The organism is Fibrobacter sp. UWR4, from assembly GCF_003149045.1.
Taxonomy (GTDB): domain Bacteria; phylum Fibrobacterota; class Fibrobacteria; order Fibrobacterales; family Fibrobacteraceae; genus Fibrobacter.
Genome location: NZ_QGDU01000033.1, coordinates 22,989 through 36,098, shown reverse-complemented (window position 1 = coordinate 36,098; position 13,110 = coordinate 22,989). Strand labels below are relative to the sequence as shown.

Annotated in this window: 27 protein-coding genes and 2 pseudogenes; all 29 read left to right on the top strand. The window is 51.8% G+C overall.

All coding sequences use genetic code 11. From position 1 onward, the window contains the following. A pseudogene (gene tuf, locus BGX12_RS12575) lies at positions 1-237 on the top strand (elongation factor Tu); the annotation flags it as partial. 10 nt (positions 238-247) lie between these two features. Further along, complete coding sequence (gene rpsJ, locus BGX12_RS12570) at positions 248-556, top strand: 30S ribosomal protein S10 (RefSeq protein ID WP_073057019.1); 309 nt, start codon at positions 248-250, stop codon at positions 554-556. A gap of 5 nt (positions 557-561) precedes the next feature. Beyond that, positions 562-1,179, top strand: coding sequence for a 50S ribosomal protein L3 (gene rplC / locus BGX12_RS12565; RefSeq protein WP_109736391.1), 618 nt, complete (start codon positions 562-564; stop codon positions 1,177-1,179). Beyond that, positions 1,179-1,802, top strand: a complete 624-nt coding sequence (gene rplD, locus BGX12_RS12560; RefSeq protein WP_109736390.1) for a 50S ribosomal protein L4 — start codon at positions 1,179-1,181, stop codon at positions 1,800-1,802. Before rplC ends, rplD begins: the two co-directional genes overlap by 1 nt. After that, positions 1,802-2,107 carry a 50S ribosomal protein L23 gene (gene rplW / locus BGX12_RS12555; RefSeq protein WP_109736389.1) on the top strand — a complete coding sequence of 102 codons (306 nt, stop codon included), beginning with the start codon at positions 1,802-1,804 and terminating at the stop codon, positions 2,105-2,107. The genes rplD and rplW overlap by 1 nt, the downstream gene beginning before the upstream one ends. A gap of 2 nt (positions 2,108-2,109) precedes the next feature. Next, positions 2,110-2,937, top strand: coding sequence for a 50S ribosomal protein L2 (rplB, locus tag BGX12_RS12550; protein ID WP_109736388.1), 828 nt, complete (start codon positions 2,110-2,112; stop codon positions 2,935-2,937). A 3-nt stretch (positions 2,938-2,940) separates the two neighbouring features. Beyond that, positions 2,941-3,222 carry a 30S ribosomal protein S19 gene (gene rpsS, locus BGX12_RS12545; RefSeq protein WP_073231005.1) on the top strand — a complete coding sequence of 94 codons (282 nt, stop codon included), beginning with the start codon at positions 2,941-2,943 and terminating at the stop codon, positions 3,220-3,222. Beyond that, entirely contained in the window at positions 3,222-3,569 is a 348-nt protein-coding gene (gene rplV, locus BGX12_RS12540) for a 50S ribosomal protein L22 (RefSeq protein WP_109736387.1), read from the top strand. The genes rpsS and rplV overlap by 1 nt, the downstream gene beginning before the upstream one ends. Before the next feature lie 5 nt (positions 3,570-3,574). Next, positions 3,575-4,234, top strand: coding sequence for a 30S ribosomal protein S3 (gene rpsC / locus BGX12_RS12535; RefSeq protein WP_073231000.1), 660 nt, complete (start codon positions 3,575-3,577; stop codon positions 4,232-4,234). Between the two features lie 3 nt (positions 4,235-4,237). Then, positions 4,238-4,651, top strand: coding sequence for a 50S ribosomal protein L16 (rplP, locus tag BGX12_RS12530; RefSeq protein WP_073230998.1), 414 nt, complete (start codon positions 4,238-4,240; stop codon positions 4,649-4,651). Continuing rightward, complete coding sequence (rpmC, locus tag BGX12_RS12525) at positions 4,651-4,842, top strand: 50S ribosomal protein L29 (RefSeq protein ID WP_109736386.1); 192 nt, start codon at positions 4,651-4,653, stop codon at positions 4,840-4,842. The genes rplP and rpmC overlap by 1 nt, the downstream gene beginning before the upstream one ends. 18 nt (positions 4,843-4,860) lie before the next feature. Next, entirely contained in the window at positions 4,861-5,115 is a 255-nt protein-coding gene (gene rpsQ / locus BGX12_RS12520) for a 30S ribosomal protein S17 (protein WP_109736385.1), read from the top strand. A gap of 21 nt (positions 5,116-5,136) precedes the next feature. Continuing rightward, positions 5,137-5,505, top strand: a complete 369-nt coding sequence (rplN, locus tag BGX12_RS12515; RefSeq protein WP_073159161.1) for a 50S ribosomal protein L14 — start codon at positions 5,137-5,139, stop codon at positions 5,503-5,505. Further along, on the top strand, positions 5,505-5,804 hold the full coding sequence (gene rplX, locus BGX12_RS12510; RefSeq protein ID WP_109736384.1) for a 50S ribosomal protein L24: 300 nt from the start codon (positions 5,505-5,507) through the stop codon (positions 5,802-5,804). The genes rplN and rplX overlap by 1 nt, the downstream gene beginning before the upstream one ends. A gap of 2 nt (positions 5,805-5,806) precedes the next feature. Beyond that, positions 5,807-6,346, top strand: a complete 540-nt coding sequence (gene rplE, locus BGX12_RS12505; protein ID WP_109736383.1) for a 50S ribosomal protein L5 — start codon at positions 5,807-5,809, stop codon at positions 6,344-6,346. Between the two features lie 9 nt (positions 6,347-6,355). Next, on the top strand, positions 6,356-6,541 hold the full coding sequence (locus BGX12_RS12500; RefSeq protein ID WP_072980638.1) for a type Z 30S ribosomal protein S14: 186 nt from the start codon (positions 6,356-6,358) through the stop codon (positions 6,539-6,541). Positions 6,542-6,554: 13 nt separating this feature from the next. After that, a complete protein-coding gene (gene rpsH / locus BGX12_RS12495; protein ID WP_109736382.1) occupies positions 6,555-6,950 on the top strand; it encodes a 30S ribosomal protein S8 in 396 nt (131 codons plus the stop codon). Positions 6,951-6,952: 2 nt separating this feature from the next. After that, positions 6,953-7,492 carry a 50S ribosomal protein L6 gene (rplF, locus tag BGX12_RS12490; protein ID WP_109736381.1) on the top strand — a complete coding sequence of 180 codons (540 nt, stop codon included), beginning with the start codon at positions 6,953-6,955 and terminating at the stop codon, positions 7,490-7,492. Positions 7,493-7,501: 9 nt separating this feature from the next. After that, positions 7,502-7,873, top strand: coding sequence for a 50S ribosomal protein L18 (gene rplR, locus BGX12_RS12485; RefSeq protein ID WP_073230985.1), 372 nt, complete (start codon positions 7,502-7,504; stop codon positions 7,871-7,873). 14 nt (positions 7,874-7,887) lie between these two features. Next, positions 7,888-8,370 (top strand): 30S ribosomal protein S5, encoded by a 483-nt coding sequence (gene rpsE, locus BGX12_RS12480; RefSeq protein WP_109736380.1) that lies wholly within the window; start codon positions 7,888-7,890, stop codon positions 8,368-8,370. A gap of 11 nt (positions 8,371-8,381) precedes the next feature. Then, positions 8,382-8,561 (top strand): 50S ribosomal protein L30, encoded by a 180-nt coding sequence (gene rpmD, locus BGX12_RS12475; protein ID WP_073230980.1) that lies wholly within the window; start codon positions 8,382-8,384, stop codon positions 8,559-8,561. Position 8,562: 1 nt separating this feature from the next. Continuing rightward, positions 8,563-9,000: a 50S ribosomal protein L15 gene (gene rplO, locus BGX12_RS12470; RefSeq protein WP_073230978.1), complete on the top strand. Its 438-nt coding sequence runs from the start codon at positions 8,563-8,565 to the stop codon at positions 8,998-9,000. Further along, positions 9,000-10,367: a preprotein translocase subunit SecY gene (secY, locus tag BGX12_RS12465; protein ID WP_109736379.1), complete on the top strand. Its 1,368-nt coding sequence runs from the start codon at positions 9,000-9,002 to the stop codon at positions 10,365-10,367. Before rplO ends, secY begins: the two co-directional genes overlap by 1 nt. Next, positions 10,367-10,585 carry a translation initiation factor IF-1 gene (gene infA, locus BGX12_RS12460; protein WP_014546098.1) on the top strand — a complete coding sequence of 73 codons (219 nt, stop codon included), beginning with the start codon at positions 10,367-10,369 and terminating at the stop codon, positions 10,583-10,585. The genes secY and infA overlap by 1 nt, the downstream gene beginning before the upstream one ends. Positions 10,586-10,612: 27 nt before the next feature. After that, complete coding sequence (gene rpmJ, locus BGX12_RS12455; RefSeq protein ID WP_014546097.1) at positions 10,613-10,729, top strand: 50S ribosomal protein L36; 117 nt, start codon at positions 10,613-10,615, stop codon at positions 10,727-10,729. A 9-nt stretch (positions 10,730-10,738) separates the two neighbouring features. Continuing rightward, complete coding sequence (rpsM, locus tag BGX12_RS12450) at positions 10,739-11,107, top strand: 30S ribosomal protein S13 (RefSeq protein WP_109736378.1); 369 nt, start codon at positions 10,739-10,741, stop codon at positions 11,105-11,107. Between the two features lie 77 nt (positions 11,108-11,184). Continuing rightward, positions 11,185-11,553, top strand: a complete 369-nt coding sequence (rpsK, locus tag BGX12_RS12445; protein WP_199220772.1) for a 30S ribosomal protein S11 — start codon at positions 11,185-11,187, stop codon at positions 11,551-11,553. A gap of 18 nt (positions 11,554-11,571) precedes the next feature. After that, positions 11,572-12,546 (top strand): DNA-directed RNA polymerase subunit alpha, encoded by a 975-nt coding sequence (locus tag BGX12_RS12440; RefSeq protein ID WP_073230972.1) that lies wholly within the window; start codon positions 11,572-11,574, stop codon positions 12,544-12,546. A gap of 2 nt (positions 12,547-12,548) precedes the next feature. After that, positions 12,549-12,923: pseudogene (rplQ, locus tag BGX12_RS12435) on the top strand (50S ribosomal protein L17); the annotation flags it as partial. Between the last annotated feature and the right edge of the window lie 187 nt (positions 12,924-13,110).

Genomic DNA, 13,110 nt, shown 5'->3' with positions numbered 1-13,110 from the left:
GGTGGCCGCCATACTCCGTTCATGAACGGCTATCGTCCCCAGTTCTACTTCCGCACCACCGACGTTACTGGTACCATCCAGCTGCCGGAAGGTGTCGAAATGGTGACCCCGGGTGACACCGTGACCATCCACACCACTCTCATTGCCCCGATCGCAATGGAAAAGCAGCTCCGCTTCGCAATCCGCGAAGGTGGCCGTACCGTTGGTGCTGGTTCTGTAACCGAAATCATCAAGTAAGGAATTTACAATGGCTGGTGAACGCATTCGTATTCGCTTGAAGAGCTTTGATCATCGCATGATCGACCGCTCTGCTCAAGACATCGTGAATACAGCTAAGAACACTGGTGCCCGCATTGCTGGCCCCATCCCTCTCCCGACGAAGATCCAGAAGTATACGGTGCTCCGCTCTCCGCATATTAACAAGACTTCTCGTGAACAGTTCGAATCCCGTACGCACAAGCGTCTTATCGACATCCTTGATGCTACTCCGCAGACTGTAGATTCCCTCATGAAACTTGACTTGCCCGCAGGCGTTGAAGTCGAAATTAAGGTTTAATAACAATGAACGGTATTCTCGCAAAGAAATTGGGAATGACCCAAGTATTCACGGAACAGGGCGAATGCGTTCCTGTAACGGTTCTCGAAGCCGGTCCGTGCGTGGTTGTTTCCCACAAGACAGAAGAGAAGGACGGCTATACTGCTGTCCAGATCGGCTTTGGTCTCAAGAAGGAACAGCGTGCCAATAAGGCAGAAATCGGCCACTTTAAGAAGGCTGACGTTGCTGTTCGTGAACACCTCGCTGAATTTGATGTCGCTGATCTCGAATCCTGGCCGGTTGGCAAGGAATTCGGTGCTGCCGATTTCGCTGACGCTAAGGTTGTCAACGTTTCCGGTATCTCCAAGGGTCACGGCTTCTCTGGTACCATCAAGCGCCACAACTTCCACAGCGGTCCTCGTTCCCACGGTACTCACAATATGCGTGAACCGGGTGGTACTTCCGCTAACTCCTATCCGGGTCGTGTTTTCCCGGGTAAGCGCATGGCTGGCCAGTTCGGTAACAAGAAGGTTACCGTTAAGCACCTCCAGGTCGTTAAGGTTGATGGCGACCGCAACCTGATCTTCGTCCGCGGCGCAGTCCCCGGTGCAAAGAACAGCATTATCGTGGTGAGGAAAGACTAATGGCTACTAATGCAAAGCTCTTCGCCGCTACTGGCGACTACAAGAATGAAATCCAGCTTCCGGCAATGTTCGAGGAAGAAGTCAACAAGGTTTGCATGTACTTGCACATCAAGGCTATCCTGAACAACAACCGTCAGGGCACTGCTCAGACCAAGAACAAGTCCGCTGTTAGCGGTGGTGGTCAGAAGCCTTGGAAGCAGAAGGGTACTGGTCGTGCACGTTCTGGTCAGAACACCTCTGCAGTTTGGGTTCGTGGTGCTAAGGCTCACGGTCCTAAGTCTCATGACTACTTCGAAAAGGTGAACAAGAAGGTCAAGAAGATCGCTTTCCACTCTGCTCTGTCCGCTAAGGCTGCAGAAGGCAAGGTGATGGTGTTCGAAGCTCTCAGCTTCGCAGCTCCCAAGACCAAGGATCTCCTTTCCGTCCTCGCAAAGGCTGGTCTGGAACAGCGTAACGCTCTCTTCATCGTGAGCGACAAGGACGCTAACCTCTACCTGTCTTCCAACAATATCCCTTGGTGCCGTTGCGCTCGCGTTGCTGACGTCAACACCTACGATATCGTTCGTGCAAACAACGTTGTTATCTCTCAGGCTGCTCTCGCAGAACTTGAAGGAGGCCGCTAATGGCTGAAATTCACGAAATTCTCGTTGCTCCGCACATCACCGAAGATGCCGCCAAGGTTATGGCTGCTTCTAAGGGTGCAAAGAAGTACGTGTTCAAGGTTGCCAAGTCTGCCACCAAGACCGAAATCAAGGAAGCTATTGAAAAGCGTTTCAACGTTTCTGTTGACTCCGTCAATACCTTGATCAACCGTGGTAAGATGAAGCGTGTCCGTATGGGCATGGTTGCTGGCAAGAAGTCCAACTGGAAGAAGGCCTACATCACTTTGAAGGCCGGTCAGTCCATCGCTGAGTTCGAAGGAGTATAATCATGGGTCTGAAGTCTTATCGCCCGCTTACCCCGACGCTTCGTTACAAGCAGATTGGTGACCGCAAGGAAATCACTGCTGAAAAGCCGTACAAGCCGCTTACCGAAGGTATCAAGCGCAGCTCTGGCCGTAACAACGCCGGTGAAATCACCTCCCGCCGTCGCGGTGGTGGTCACAAGAAACTGTATCGTATCATCGACTTCAAGCGCAAGAACACCGCTTCCTGCACCGTCGAAACTGTTGAATACGATCCGAATCGTTCCGCACGTATCGCTCTCGTCAAGTACGAAGATGGCAAGCGCGCTTACATCATCGCTCCGGCCGACATCAAGGTTGGCGATGTGCTGAATGCTGGTGAAGGTGCCGCATTCCGCCTGGGTAACGCTCTTCCCCTCCGCGAAATTCCGCTGAACACCATTATCCACAACATCGAAATGAAGCCGGGCAAGGGTGCCCAGATTGCTCGTTCCGCTGGTGCCGGTGCAGAACTGGTTGCTAAGGATGGCAAGCTGTGTCAGGTCCGTCTCCCGAGTGGCGAAGTTCGCTACATCCCGGAAGACTGCCTCGCTACCGTTGGTCAGGTTTCCAATATCGATCACATGAATGAATCTTCCGGTTCTGCTGGCCGTTCTCGCTGGCTCGGTAAGCGTCCTTCTGTCCGCGGTGTCGTTATGAACCCGGTTGACCATCCGCTTGGTGGTGGTGAAGGTCGTACCTCTGGTGGTCGTCATCCCTGCTCTCCTTGGGGCAAGAACTCTAAGGGTGCAAAAACTCGTAACAATAAGCGTACCGATCGTTTCATCGTACGTCGTCGTCAGAAGAGGGCCTAATTCATGTCCAGATCCCTTAAGAAAGGTGCGTTCGTGGATTCCCACGTTCTCGTCAAAGCTCAGGCAATGGCTGGTTCCGACAAGAAGCAGGCCATCAAGACCTGGTCTCGTCGTTCCACCATCATCCCCGATATGGTTGGTCTCACTTTCTCCGTCTATAACGGCAAGCAGTTCATCCCTGTCTATGTAACCGAAAACATGGTCGGTCACAAGCTCGGTGAATTCTCCCTGACCCGTACTTTCAAGGGCCACCGTAAGACTGAAGCTGCTGGAGGCAAGAAATAATGCAAGCTGTCGCTAAAGTGAAAAACGTACGCTACGGTGTTCGCAAGCTGCGTCGCGTTGTCGACCTGGTTCGCGGTAAGTCCGTTGCAGAAGCATTCGCAATGCTTTCCATCCTCCACACGCAGACCAAGGGCGCTCCCCTGGTAGAAAATGCTCTGAAGTCCGCTGTTGCTAACTTCAAGCAGAAGGCTGCCGGTGCTGTTGCTGTCGAAGAACTGGTCATCAAGACCATTACTGCTGACGGTGCAACCATCATGAAGCGCATCCATCCGCGTTCTCAGGGCCGTGCTTTCCGTATCGAAAAGCCGCTCTCTCACATCACAGTCGTTGTGGCCAACAAGGAGTAATTACAATGGGTCAGAAAACTCATCCGAATGGTCTTCGTCTTGGCGTTATCCGCGGCTGGGAATCCAAGTGGTATGCCGAAGACAAGTTTGCCGATCTTCTTTATGAAGACATCGTGCTCCGTCGCTACTTGATGAAGCGCTTCGAACATGCTTCCCTGTCCAAGGTTGGCATCGAACGTACCGTCAAGAAGGTGAATGTTAACCTCTTTACCGCTCGCCCGGGTATCGTTATCGGTCGTAAGGGCGAAGAATTGGAGAAGTTGAAGGGCGAACTCCAGTTCCTCACCGGAAAAGAAATCTATATTAACGTCCAGGAAATCAAGCGTCCCGACGCCGACTCCAAGCTCGTTGCCGAAAACATCGCTCGTCAGCTCGAAAAGCGTATTTCCTTCCGTCGCGCTATGAAGCGCGCCATCCAGAACGCTATGCGCGCTGGTGTGGAAGGTATCAAGATTCAGTGCGGTGGCCGTCTCGGTGGTGCTGAAATCGCTCGCGTTGAAAAGTATGCTGAAGGCCGCGTGCCTCTGCACACTCTTCGTGCAGACATTGATTACGCAACTGCTATCGCTAAGACCGTTTACGGTGCTATCGGTATCAAGGTGTGGATCATGCACGGCGAAAAGATTGGTAAGGACGTCATGTCCGATAACAAGAGAGAGAAGTAATATATGCTGAGTCCTAAAAGAACATTACATCGTAAGCAGATGAAAGGCCGCATGAAGGGCGTCGCCTCTCGCGGCAACTCCATCGCCTTCGGCGAATTCGGCATTCAGGCTCTTGAAAAGTGCTGGCTCACTGCTCGTCAGATTGAAGCTGCTCGTATCGCCATGACTCGTAAGATCAAGCGCGGTGGCCGCGTTTGGATCCGCGTCTTCCCCGACAAGCCGATTACCCGCCATCCTGCAGAAGCTCGTATGGGTAAGGGTAAGGGTGCTGTCGAATTCTGGGCAGCCGTCATCCTCCCGGGTCGCATCATTTTCGAAATGGGTGGTGTTGAACGCGAACTGGCACTGGAAGCTCTCCATGTGGCAGCTCAGAAGCTCCCCCTCAAGTGCAAAATCATCGAAGAATCGGAGATCTAATGAAGGCACGTGAATTAAAGGAACTGGGCGTTGACCAGCTCAAGGAAAAGCTGGCCCAGTTGAATCTCGATCTGTTCAACTACCGTATGGCTGCAAAGCTCGGTAGCTTGGAAAAACCCTCTTTGATTCAGGCAACCCGCAAGGACATCGCCCGTATCAAGACCATCCTCACCGAAAAGGCCAAGGCATAAGCCGGGCAGGAGCAGGAAATGGATAGAAACCTTCGTAAGGTTAAGCAGGGTGTAGTCTCCTCTGACAAGATGGATAAGACCATCACGGTTGTGGTTGAAAACCGCAAGCGTCACCCGATGTACAACAAAATCATGACCACTACCAAGAAGCTCAAGGCTCACGATGAAAAGAATGAAGCCGAAGAAGGCGACCTGGTAGAAATCATGGAAACTCGTCCCCTCTCTGCAACCAAGCGCTGGCGCCTGGTTCGCATTGTGGAAAAGAAGAAATAATCTTTTTGGAGTAAGGCGAATATGATTCAAGAAGAAACCAGACTCGTCGTGGCCGATAACAGTGGTGCCAAGGAAGTCGCCTGCATCCGTGTTTTGGGTGGCACAAACCGTCGCTATGCTAGCATCGGTGATGTCATCAAGGTAGCCGTTAAGGACGCTATCCCCCAGAGCAAGGTGAAGAAGGGTTCCGTGGCAGACGCAGTAGTCGTCCGCACCCGTAAGGAAATCGCACGTCCGGATGGAACGCTTATCCGTTTCTCCGACAATGCAGTGGTTCTCATCAATAAGGAAGGTGAACCGCGTGGAACCCGTATTTTTGGACCGGTGGCTCGTGAGCTCCGCGACAAGAAATACATGAAGATCATCTCCCTCGCACCTGAGGTTCTCTAATGGCTAACATCAAGAAGAATGATAACGTCAAGGTGATTTCCGGTGCCAACAAGGGCAAGACCGGCACCGTGATCAGTGTCAAGGGCGGCAAGGTGACCGTTAGCGGCGTTAACGTCTGCAAGCGTCATGAAAAGCCGAGCCAGACTAACCAGACTGGTGGCATCATCGAAAAGGAACTGCCGATCGACATTTCCAACGTGATGCTTCTCGAAGGCAACACTCCCGTTCGTACCCGCATCGTTCGCGAAGCTGGTAAGAAGGCTGTTCGCGTGAGCGTCAAAACCGGTAAGGCGGTATAACTATGAACCAGATGAAGCAATTTTATCTCGAAAAAGTCGTCCCGGCCTTGCAGCAGAAGTTTGCTTACAAGAACGTGATGGAAATTCCCCGCCTTCAGAAGATCGTGATCAACATGGGCGTGGGCGCTGCTTCCCAGAACCGTAAGATTCTCGACGAAGCTGCTGACACTCTGACCGCTATCTCTGGTCAGAAGGCTGTCGTTACCAATGCTAAGAAGGCTATCGCTAACTTCCACCTTCGTGAAGGTATCGGTATCGGTGCTAAGGTAACCCTCCATGGCGATAACATGTGGGACTTCCTGTTCCGCTTTATCAACATCGACCTTCCCCGTGTTCGTGACTTCCGTGGTCTCGCACGTCGTGGCTTCGATGGCATGGGTAACTTTACCCTGGGCATTAAGGAACAGACCATCTTCGTCGAAATCGATATCGACAAGATCTCTCGCACTTTCGGTATGGACATCTCTTTCGTCACCTCTGCAAAGACCGACGACGAAGGCCGTGCCCTGCTTGAAGAACTTGGACTCCCCTTCCGTAAGTAAGGTAATACCATGGCAAGCAAAAGAATGATTGAAAAATGCAAGCGTACTCCGAAGTATACCGTTCGTGGGTACAACCGTTGCAAGCGTTGCGGTAGGCCGCACGCCTTTATGCGCCGCTTTGGCCTTTGCCGTATTTGCTTCCGCGAAATGGCACTCGCCGGCGAAATCCCCGGTATCACTAAGTCTTCTTGGTAAGGAGAGTATACTCATGGCAATGACAGATCCTATCGCCGATATGCTCACCCGTATCCGCAATGCCTCTACGGCAAAGCTCCCCGTGGTGGACATTCCCGCCAGCAACCTGAAGCGCGAAATCGCACGCGTGCTGCAGGAAAAAGGTTTCATTAAGAAGTTCGTCGTAGTTGAAGATGGCAAGCAGGGTATCCTGAAGGTCCTCCTCCGCTACACCAATGGCGAATCTGCAATCCAGGGCATCCAGCGCGTGTCTACGCCGGGTCTTCGTCACTACGTTGACTCTGCTAAGCTTCCTCGCGTTCGTAACGGCCTCGGCTTTGCTATCATCTCCACCTCTAAAGGCGTCATGACTGACCACGAAGCTCGCAAGGAAAATGTGGGCGGCGAAGTCATCGCAAAGGTTTGGTAAAGATGTCCCGTATCGGTAAAGCTATTATCAACGTTCCGGCAAACGTAAAGGTTGCCATCAATGGTCAGAACATCAAGGTCGAAGGTCCTCTCGGCAAGCTCGAAGCTGACGTTCACGAACTGATCACCATCAAGTTCGAAAACAACCAGCTGTCCTTCACCCGTCCTGACGATCAGAAGTTCTCCCGTGCTATCCACGGCACCACTCGCGCTCTCGTTGCCAACATGGTCGAAGGCGTGACCAAGGGTTTCGAAAAAATTCTCGAAATCGTTGGCGTTGGCTACCGTGTAGAACAGAAGGGTAAGGACCTGAACCTCGTTCTCGGTTTCTCTCACCCGGTTATCTACCAGGCACCGGAAGGCGTTGAACTGAAGGCTGTTGATCCTCTGAAGATTTCCATCAAGGGTATCGACAAGCAGAAGGTCGGCCAGGCTGCAGCAGAAATTCGCAAGTACCGTCGTCCTGAACCGTATAAGGGCAAGGGCATTAAGTACGCTGGCGAAATTGTCCGTCGCAAGCAGGGTAAGAAGACAGGTAAATAAGGGTAAACTATGACTGCAATTGCTAAGAAAAGAATCCAGTCCAGAATCGCACGCCACGCTCGCGTACGTAAGTCTGTCGTCGGAACTGCAGAATGCCCTCGTTTGGCTGTTCGCCGTTCCTTGTCTCACATGGTCGCCCAGATTATCGATGACGCAAACAACAAGTCTATCGCTCAGCTCTCCACTACTTCCAAGGATTTCCAGGGCAAGTTTGGTGAAATGACGAAGTCTGAACAGAGCAAGCAGCTCGGTCTCTTGATTGCTGAAGTCGCAAAGTCCAAGGGCATTGAATCCGTGGTCTTTGACCGCGGCGGTTACATCTATCATGGTCGCGTTCAGGCCCTTGCAGAAGGTGCTCGTGAAGGCGGCTTGAAGTTCTAATTGAGAGGTACACTTTGGAACGCGAAGCTCAAGTTTCTGAATTTGAAGACAAGGTTGTACACATCAACCGTTGCGCTAAGACTGTTAAGGGTGGTCGTCGTATGTCCTTCTCCGCTCTCGTTGTCATCGGCAACAAGAACGGCAAGGTCGGCGTAGGCCTCGGCAAGGCTAAGGAAGTTTCCGAAGCTATCCGTAAGGGTACCGAAGCTGCTCACCGCAACATCGTTGAAGTCCAGCTCCTGGACGGCACCATTCCTCATGACATCGAAGTCAAGAGCGGTGCAACTCGCATCCTCCTGATGCCGGCTGCTCCGGGTACTGGTGTTATCGCTGGTGCTGCTGCTCGTGCAGTTCTCGAACTCGCCGGTGTGCGCAACATCCTCACCAAGATTCACGGTTCTTCCAATCCGAGCACTGTCGTCAGCGCTTGCATTGAAGGCCTTGTTTCCCAGAAGAATAAACAGGACTGCGCAGTTCTGCGCGGTGCTAACGCCTAAGGGGTAATACAATGAAGAAAGTTCGTATTACTTTGATCAAGGGTATCGTCCGTCGCCTCCCGATGCATCGTGCAAACGTTGCAGCTCTGGGTCTCCGCAAGATCGGACAGACTGTTGAACACAATTTGACCCCCAGCATCCAGGGCATGATCAACGCCGTGGCTGACATGGTTAAGGTCGAGGAGATCTAAGATGGAACTCAATACTCTCAATCCTGGCAAGGCCAAGGTCGTTAAGCGCAAGCGTATCGGCCGTGGTCCGGGTTCTGGTTGGGGCACCACTGCTGGCCGTGGTCAGAAGGGTGCAGGTGCTCGTAAGAGTGCTAAGGCCGGTCGCGTCGCTTTTGAAGGCGGCCAGATGCCTATCCACCGTCGTATCCCGAAGCGTGGTTTCAAGCACGCTGGTGTCGAATTCCAGATCGTGAACCTCAAGAAGCTCGCTTCTTGCAGCGTTGTGGACTTCGATGCTCAGTCTCTGTTCGATCAGGGCTTCATCCGTAACGTCGAACAGCCGGTCAAGGTCCTCGCTTTTGGTACCATTGACAAGGCTATCAATGTCAAGGTAGACGCTATCAGCGAAAAGGCAAAGGCTGCCATTGAAGCTGCTGGCGGTAAAGTCGAGATCATCTAATGGAAGCTCTCAAGAAAGCTATTGATGCGTTCGTCAATGCCTTCAAGATAGAAGACCTGCGTAAAAAGCTCCTTTTTACGCTTGGTTTTCTTATCATTTATCGCGTTGGTGCTCACATCACCATCCCCGGAGTGAACTCTGCTGTTCTGGCTGAGTACTTCCGTAATTCGAACAACTTGTTCGGCTTGTACGACTCCTTCACGGGTGGTGCTTTCGCGAAGGCGACTGTATTTGCCCTGGGTATCATGCCCTACATTAGCGCGAGCATCATCATTCAGTTGATGGGCTCCGTTATTCCTGCGATCCAGGCCTTGCAGAAGGAAGGACAGGAAGGGCGCGCTAAGCTGAACCAGTACACCCGTTACTTCACCGTTGCCTTGGCTGCGCTGCAGGGATGGGGTATTTCAGTTTGGCTATCCAGCCTTAAGGTTTCCACGGCTGTCGCATCCAACGTGTCCGTCTTAGCGGACGACTTCACCTCTGGGTCCGGCATCCTTGGTTTCCGTTTGTTAGCTACCCTGACCTTCACTGCCGGTACGATCTTTGTGATGTACCTGGGCGAACAGATTACTTCGCATGGTGTGGGTAATGGTATCTCTCTAATCATCTTCGCCGGTATCGTCGGCGGCCTCCCGAGGGCTGTCCTTTCCGAAGTGGAAATGTTTAAGGAAGGCATTAAGGGCCATGCACTGTTTAACGAGGCTATCATTCTCGCTATCGTGCTCGCTATTATTGGCTTCATCGTTTTCATGGAACAGGCGAACCGTCGCATTCCGCTCCAAAGTCCTCGTAGGACGGTTGGAAGCAAGGTTATGGGTGGTCAGGCCAGTTATTTGCCCTTCAAGGTGAATACTGCTAATGTGATCCCTGTAATTTTTGCAAGCTGCATTATGTTCATTCCGGCCATGATCGCCTCCTGGTTCCCGAATGTTTCTGCTATGCAGTCCTTTGCAATCATGCTTATTCCTGGCCACGCACTTTACAGTGTCGTGTTCGCTCTCCTGATTATTTTCTTCACCTTCTTCTACACGGCAATTCAGTACAACCCGAATGATATTGCTGAAAATCTGAAGAGGTCTGGTGGATTTATTCCGGGAGTACGTCCGGGCAAGCAGACTGCAGAGTATATTGACCATGTTTTGACCCGAATTTCTCTGACTGGTGCGCTTTATTTGGCATTTATTGCCGTTGCGCCCCTTCATTTGAAAGACTCTCTCGATATGAGTTTCTATATTGGGGGTACCTCGGTGTTAATCGTGGTAGGTGTTGCTCTTGATACTCTTCGCCAGCTCGAAGCTCAACTGCATACCAAGAACTATGAAGGTTTCCTGAAGCATGGCCGTATTCGCGGCAGGATGGCAAGTTAGTGGCTAAAGAAGAAGGCATTCAAGTAGAAGGTGTTGTGTTGGAAGCTCTCCCCAACGCTTTCTTCCGTGTCCAGCTCGGAAATGGTCACGAAATCCTTGCTCATGTTTCCGGAAAAATGCGTCGGCATTTCATTCGAATTTTGCCCGACGACAAAGTGTTGGTTGAGATTTCTCCCTACGACCTCAATCGTGGAAGAATCACATACCGTTACAAGTAATAGGTATTTTCAAAGAAGGTCAAACCTATGAAAATCAAAGCCTCCATCAAACCCAGATGTGAAAACTGCAAGATCATCCGTCGTAAGGGTGTATTGCGCATCATCTGTTCCAAGAACCCCCGTCACAAGCAGAAGCAGGGATAAGGAGATCGTATGGCACGTATCGCTGGTGTCGATTTACCGAGAAACAAGACCGTTGAATACGGTCTGACGGCAATCTATGGTGTCGGTCTGTTCACCGCTAACAAGGTTTGCGAACAGCTGAACATCGATAAGAATAAGAAGTGTGACGATCTGACCGAAGAAGAACAAGGTAAGATCCGTCATCTTCTCGAAGATGAATACTCTGTGGAAGGTCAGCTCCGCGCAGAAGTTACCCTGAACATTAAGCGTCTGCAGGATATTGGTTGCTACCGTGGTATCCGCCACCGCAAGGGCCTCCCGGTCCGCGGTCAGCGTTCCCGCACCAATGCTCGTACTCGTAAGGGTCCGAAGAAGACTGTGGCTAACAAGAAGAAGTAAGGAGTTTTATCGTGGCTGAAGAAGTAATTAATGAAACTGCTGCCGCTGTTGAAGCTCCGGCTGCTGAAGAAGTCAAGATCAAGAAGGGCAAGCGTCGCGTTGACCTCCAGGGCATCGCTTGCGTTTTCGCTTCCTTCAACAACACTATCGTCTCTATTACCGATGCTCGCGGTAACGTTGTAGCTTGGGGCTCTCCCGGTAACTCCGGTTTCAAGGGCTCTCGCAAGAGCACTCCGTTTGCTGCACAGCTCGCTGCTGAAGTTGCTGCCCACAAGGCATTCGACCTCGGTATGCGTAAGGTTGATGTCCGCGTTAAGGGCGCAGGTGGTGGTCGTGAATCCGCCGTCCGTGCTATTAAGAATGCGGGCCTCGAAGTTCTCTCTATTCGAGACGTGACGGGCGTTCCTCACAACGGTTGCCGTCCTAAAAAGAAGAGAAGAGTCTAATTTAAAGAGGTATCGCCAATGATGTGGAAATCACTTCAGATGCCGCGCAGCTTCCAGAAAGTGGAAACCGGCGAAGACGGACGCTACGCTAAGTTCGTAGTAGAAGCATTGGAACGTGGCTGGGGTATCACCCTCGGTAACGCTCTCCGTCGTACGCTCCTTTCCTCTCTGCAGGGTGCGGCTATTGTCTCCGTGAAAATCGAAGGCGTTGACAAGGAATTTTCGACGATCCCGGGTGTTAAGGAAGATGTCACCGATATTATCCTTAATCTCAAGAGCATCCGCGTCAAGCTCCTGTCTGACCACGACGAAACCCTTCGCCTGGACATGTCCGGCGACGGCGAAGTCACGGCTAAGCACTTCATGGACAATCCGAACGTTGCAGTTCTCACTCCGGATGTTCATATCGCAACATTGAACGGTAACGCTTCGCTGTCTTTGGAAGTTAAGATTTCCAGCGGCCGCGGCTATGTCACTGCTGACGAATTGAAGGATAAGGACGCTCCTATCGGCGTGATCGCCATGGACGCCAACTTCAATCCGGTGCAGAAAGTGGCAATGCACATCAGCGATACCCGCGTTGGCCAGAAGACGGACTATAACCGTCTGGAACTCGAGATTACTACTGATGGTTCCATCGATCCCGAAGACGCTTTGGCATATGCTGCAAAGCTCCTCGTCGATCACCTGGAAATCTTCATCAACTTCGAAGGCGATCTGGAATCTCCTGAAGAACTTGAAATGGATGAAGAACGTCAGCGTATCGCTCAGCTCCTGCGCACCCGCGTGGACGATCTGGAACTTTCCGTTCGCTCCAGCAACTGCCTCCGTATGGCAAACATCCATACCGTTGGCGAACTTGTGCGCAACAAGGAAAACGATATGCTCAAATACAAGAACTTCGGTCGTAAGTCCTTGGTTGAACTTAACGAAGTATTGACCTCCATGGGCCTCAGCTTTGGCATGGACGTCGATGACTACTTGAAGGATTAAAAATGAGACACGGTGTAAAAAACAAGAAACTCGGCGTTAACGCCCAGCACAAGCGTGCCATCCTCCGCGCTCTTACCACCTCCATTCTTGGAAAGGGTATGGAAGCCGAACAGGGCGACCGCTACGTGCGCACCACTCTCCACAAGGCTAAGCTCGTTCGTAGCTGTGTGGAACGCATGATTACCTATGCAAAGAAGGGTGACCTTTCTGCACGTCGTGAAGCTGCTCGCTTCGTGATGGACCCGAAGGTTCTCCAGGATTTGTTCAACACTATCGGCCCGCGCTATGCTTCCCGTAACGGTGGTTATACCCGTATCCTGAAGCTCGGCCCGAACCGCGCTGGTGACGCTGCTGAAATGGCTCTCATCGGTCTCGTCGAAGACGAAATCGTTGTGAAGACCAAGAAGGCTGCTGACGCTGCCAAGCCCGAAACCGTTAACATGGTTGAAGGCGAAAGCAACAACTAATCCATAGCGTAAAAAGCTAAAAAAAGTCCGGTCGCAAGGCCGGACTTTTTTTACCCCGATTGGTTCATGTAAAACGAGCGATTCAAATCACCGACTC

What these genes read in the sequence shown, in the direction of transcription:
- rpsJ (WP_073057019.1), top strand. Translation starts at nt 248, where the DNA reads ATGGCTGGTGAACGCATTCGTATTCGCTTGAAGAGCTTTGATCATCGC.
- rplC (WP_109736391.1), top strand. Translation starts at nt 562, where the DNA reads ATGAACGGTATTCTCGCAAAGAAATTGGGAATGACCCAAGTATTCACG.
- rplD (WP_109736390.1), top strand. Translation starts at nt 1,179, where the DNA reads ATGGCTACTAATGCAAAGCTCTTCGCCGCTACTGGCGACTACAAGAAT.
- rplW (WP_109736389.1), top strand. Translation starts at nt 1,802, where the DNA reads ATGGCTGAAATTCACGAAATTCTCGTTGCTCCGCACATCACCGAAGAT.
- rplB (WP_109736388.1), top strand. Translation starts at nt 2,110, where the DNA reads ATGGGTCTGAAGTCTTATCGCCCGCTTACCCCGACGCTTCGTTACAAG.
- rpsS (WP_073231005.1), top strand. Translation starts at nt 2,941, where the DNA reads ATGTCCAGATCCCTTAAGAAAGGTGCGTTCGTGGATTCCCACGTTCTC.
- rplV (WP_109736387.1), top strand. Translation starts at nt 3,222, where the DNA reads ATGCAAGCTGTCGCTAAAGTGAAAAACGTACGCTACGGTGTTCGCAAG.
- rpsC (WP_073231000.1), top strand. Translation starts at nt 3,575, where the DNA reads ATGGGTCAGAAAACTCATCCGAATGGTCTTCGTCTTGGCGTTATCCGC.
- rplP (WP_073230998.1), top strand. Translation starts at nt 4,238, where the DNA reads ATGCTGAGTCCTAAAAGAACATTACATCGTAAGCAGATGAAAGGCCGC.
- rpmC (WP_109736386.1), top strand. Translation starts at nt 4,651, where the DNA reads ATGAAGGCACGTGAATTAAAGGAACTGGGCGTTGACCAGCTCAAGGAA.
- rpsQ (WP_109736385.1), top strand. Translation starts at nt 4,861, where the DNA reads ATGGATAGAAACCTTCGTAAGGTTAAGCAGGGTGTAGTCTCCTCTGAC.
- rplN (WP_073159161.1), top strand. Translation starts at nt 5,137, where the DNA reads ATGATTCAAGAAGAAACCAGACTCGTCGTGGCCGATAACAGTGGTGCC.
- rplX (WP_109736384.1), top strand. Translation starts at nt 5,505, where the DNA reads ATGGCTAACATCAAGAAGAATGATAACGTCAAGGTGATTTCCGGTGCC.
- rplE (WP_109736383.1), top strand. Translation starts at nt 5,807, where the DNA reads ATGAACCAGATGAAGCAATTTTATCTCGAAAAAGTCGTCCCGGCCTTG.
- BGX12_RS12500 (WP_072980638.1), top strand. Translation starts at nt 6,356, where the DNA reads ATGGCAAGCAAAAGAATGATTGAAAAATGCAAGCGTACTCCGAAGTAT.
- rpsH (WP_109736382.1), top strand. Translation starts at nt 6,555, where the DNA reads ATGGCAATGACAGATCCTATCGCCGATATGCTCACCCGTATCCGCAAT.
- rplF (WP_109736381.1), top strand. Translation starts at nt 6,953, where the DNA reads ATGTCCCGTATCGGTAAAGCTATTATCAACGTTCCGGCAAACGTAAAG.
- rplR (WP_073230985.1), top strand. Translation starts at nt 7,502, where the DNA reads ATGACTGCAATTGCTAAGAAAAGAATCCAGTCCAGAATCGCACGCCAC.
- rpmD (WP_073230980.1), top strand. Translation starts at nt 8,382, where the DNA reads ATGAAGAAAGTTCGTATTACTTTGATCAAGGGTATCGTCCGTCGCCTC.
- rplO (WP_073230978.1), top strand. Translation starts at nt 8,563, where the DNA reads ATGGAACTCAATACTCTCAATCCTGGCAAGGCCAAGGTCGTTAAGCGC.
- secY (WP_109736379.1), top strand. Translation starts at nt 9,000, where the DNA reads ATGGAAGCTCTCAAGAAAGCTATTGATGCGTTCGTCAATGCCTTCAAG.
- rpmJ (WP_014546097.1), top strand. Translation starts at nt 10,613, where the DNA reads ATGAAAATCAAAGCCTCCATCAAACCCAGATGTGAAAACTGCAAGATC.
- rpsM (WP_109736378.1), top strand. Translation starts at nt 10,739, where the DNA reads ATGGCACGTATCGCTGGTGTCGATTTACCGAGAAACAAGACCGTTGAA.
- BGX12_RS12440 (WP_073230972.1), top strand. Translation starts at nt 11,572, where the DNA reads ATGATGTGGAAATCACTTCAGATGCCGCGCAGCTTCCAGAAAGTGGAA.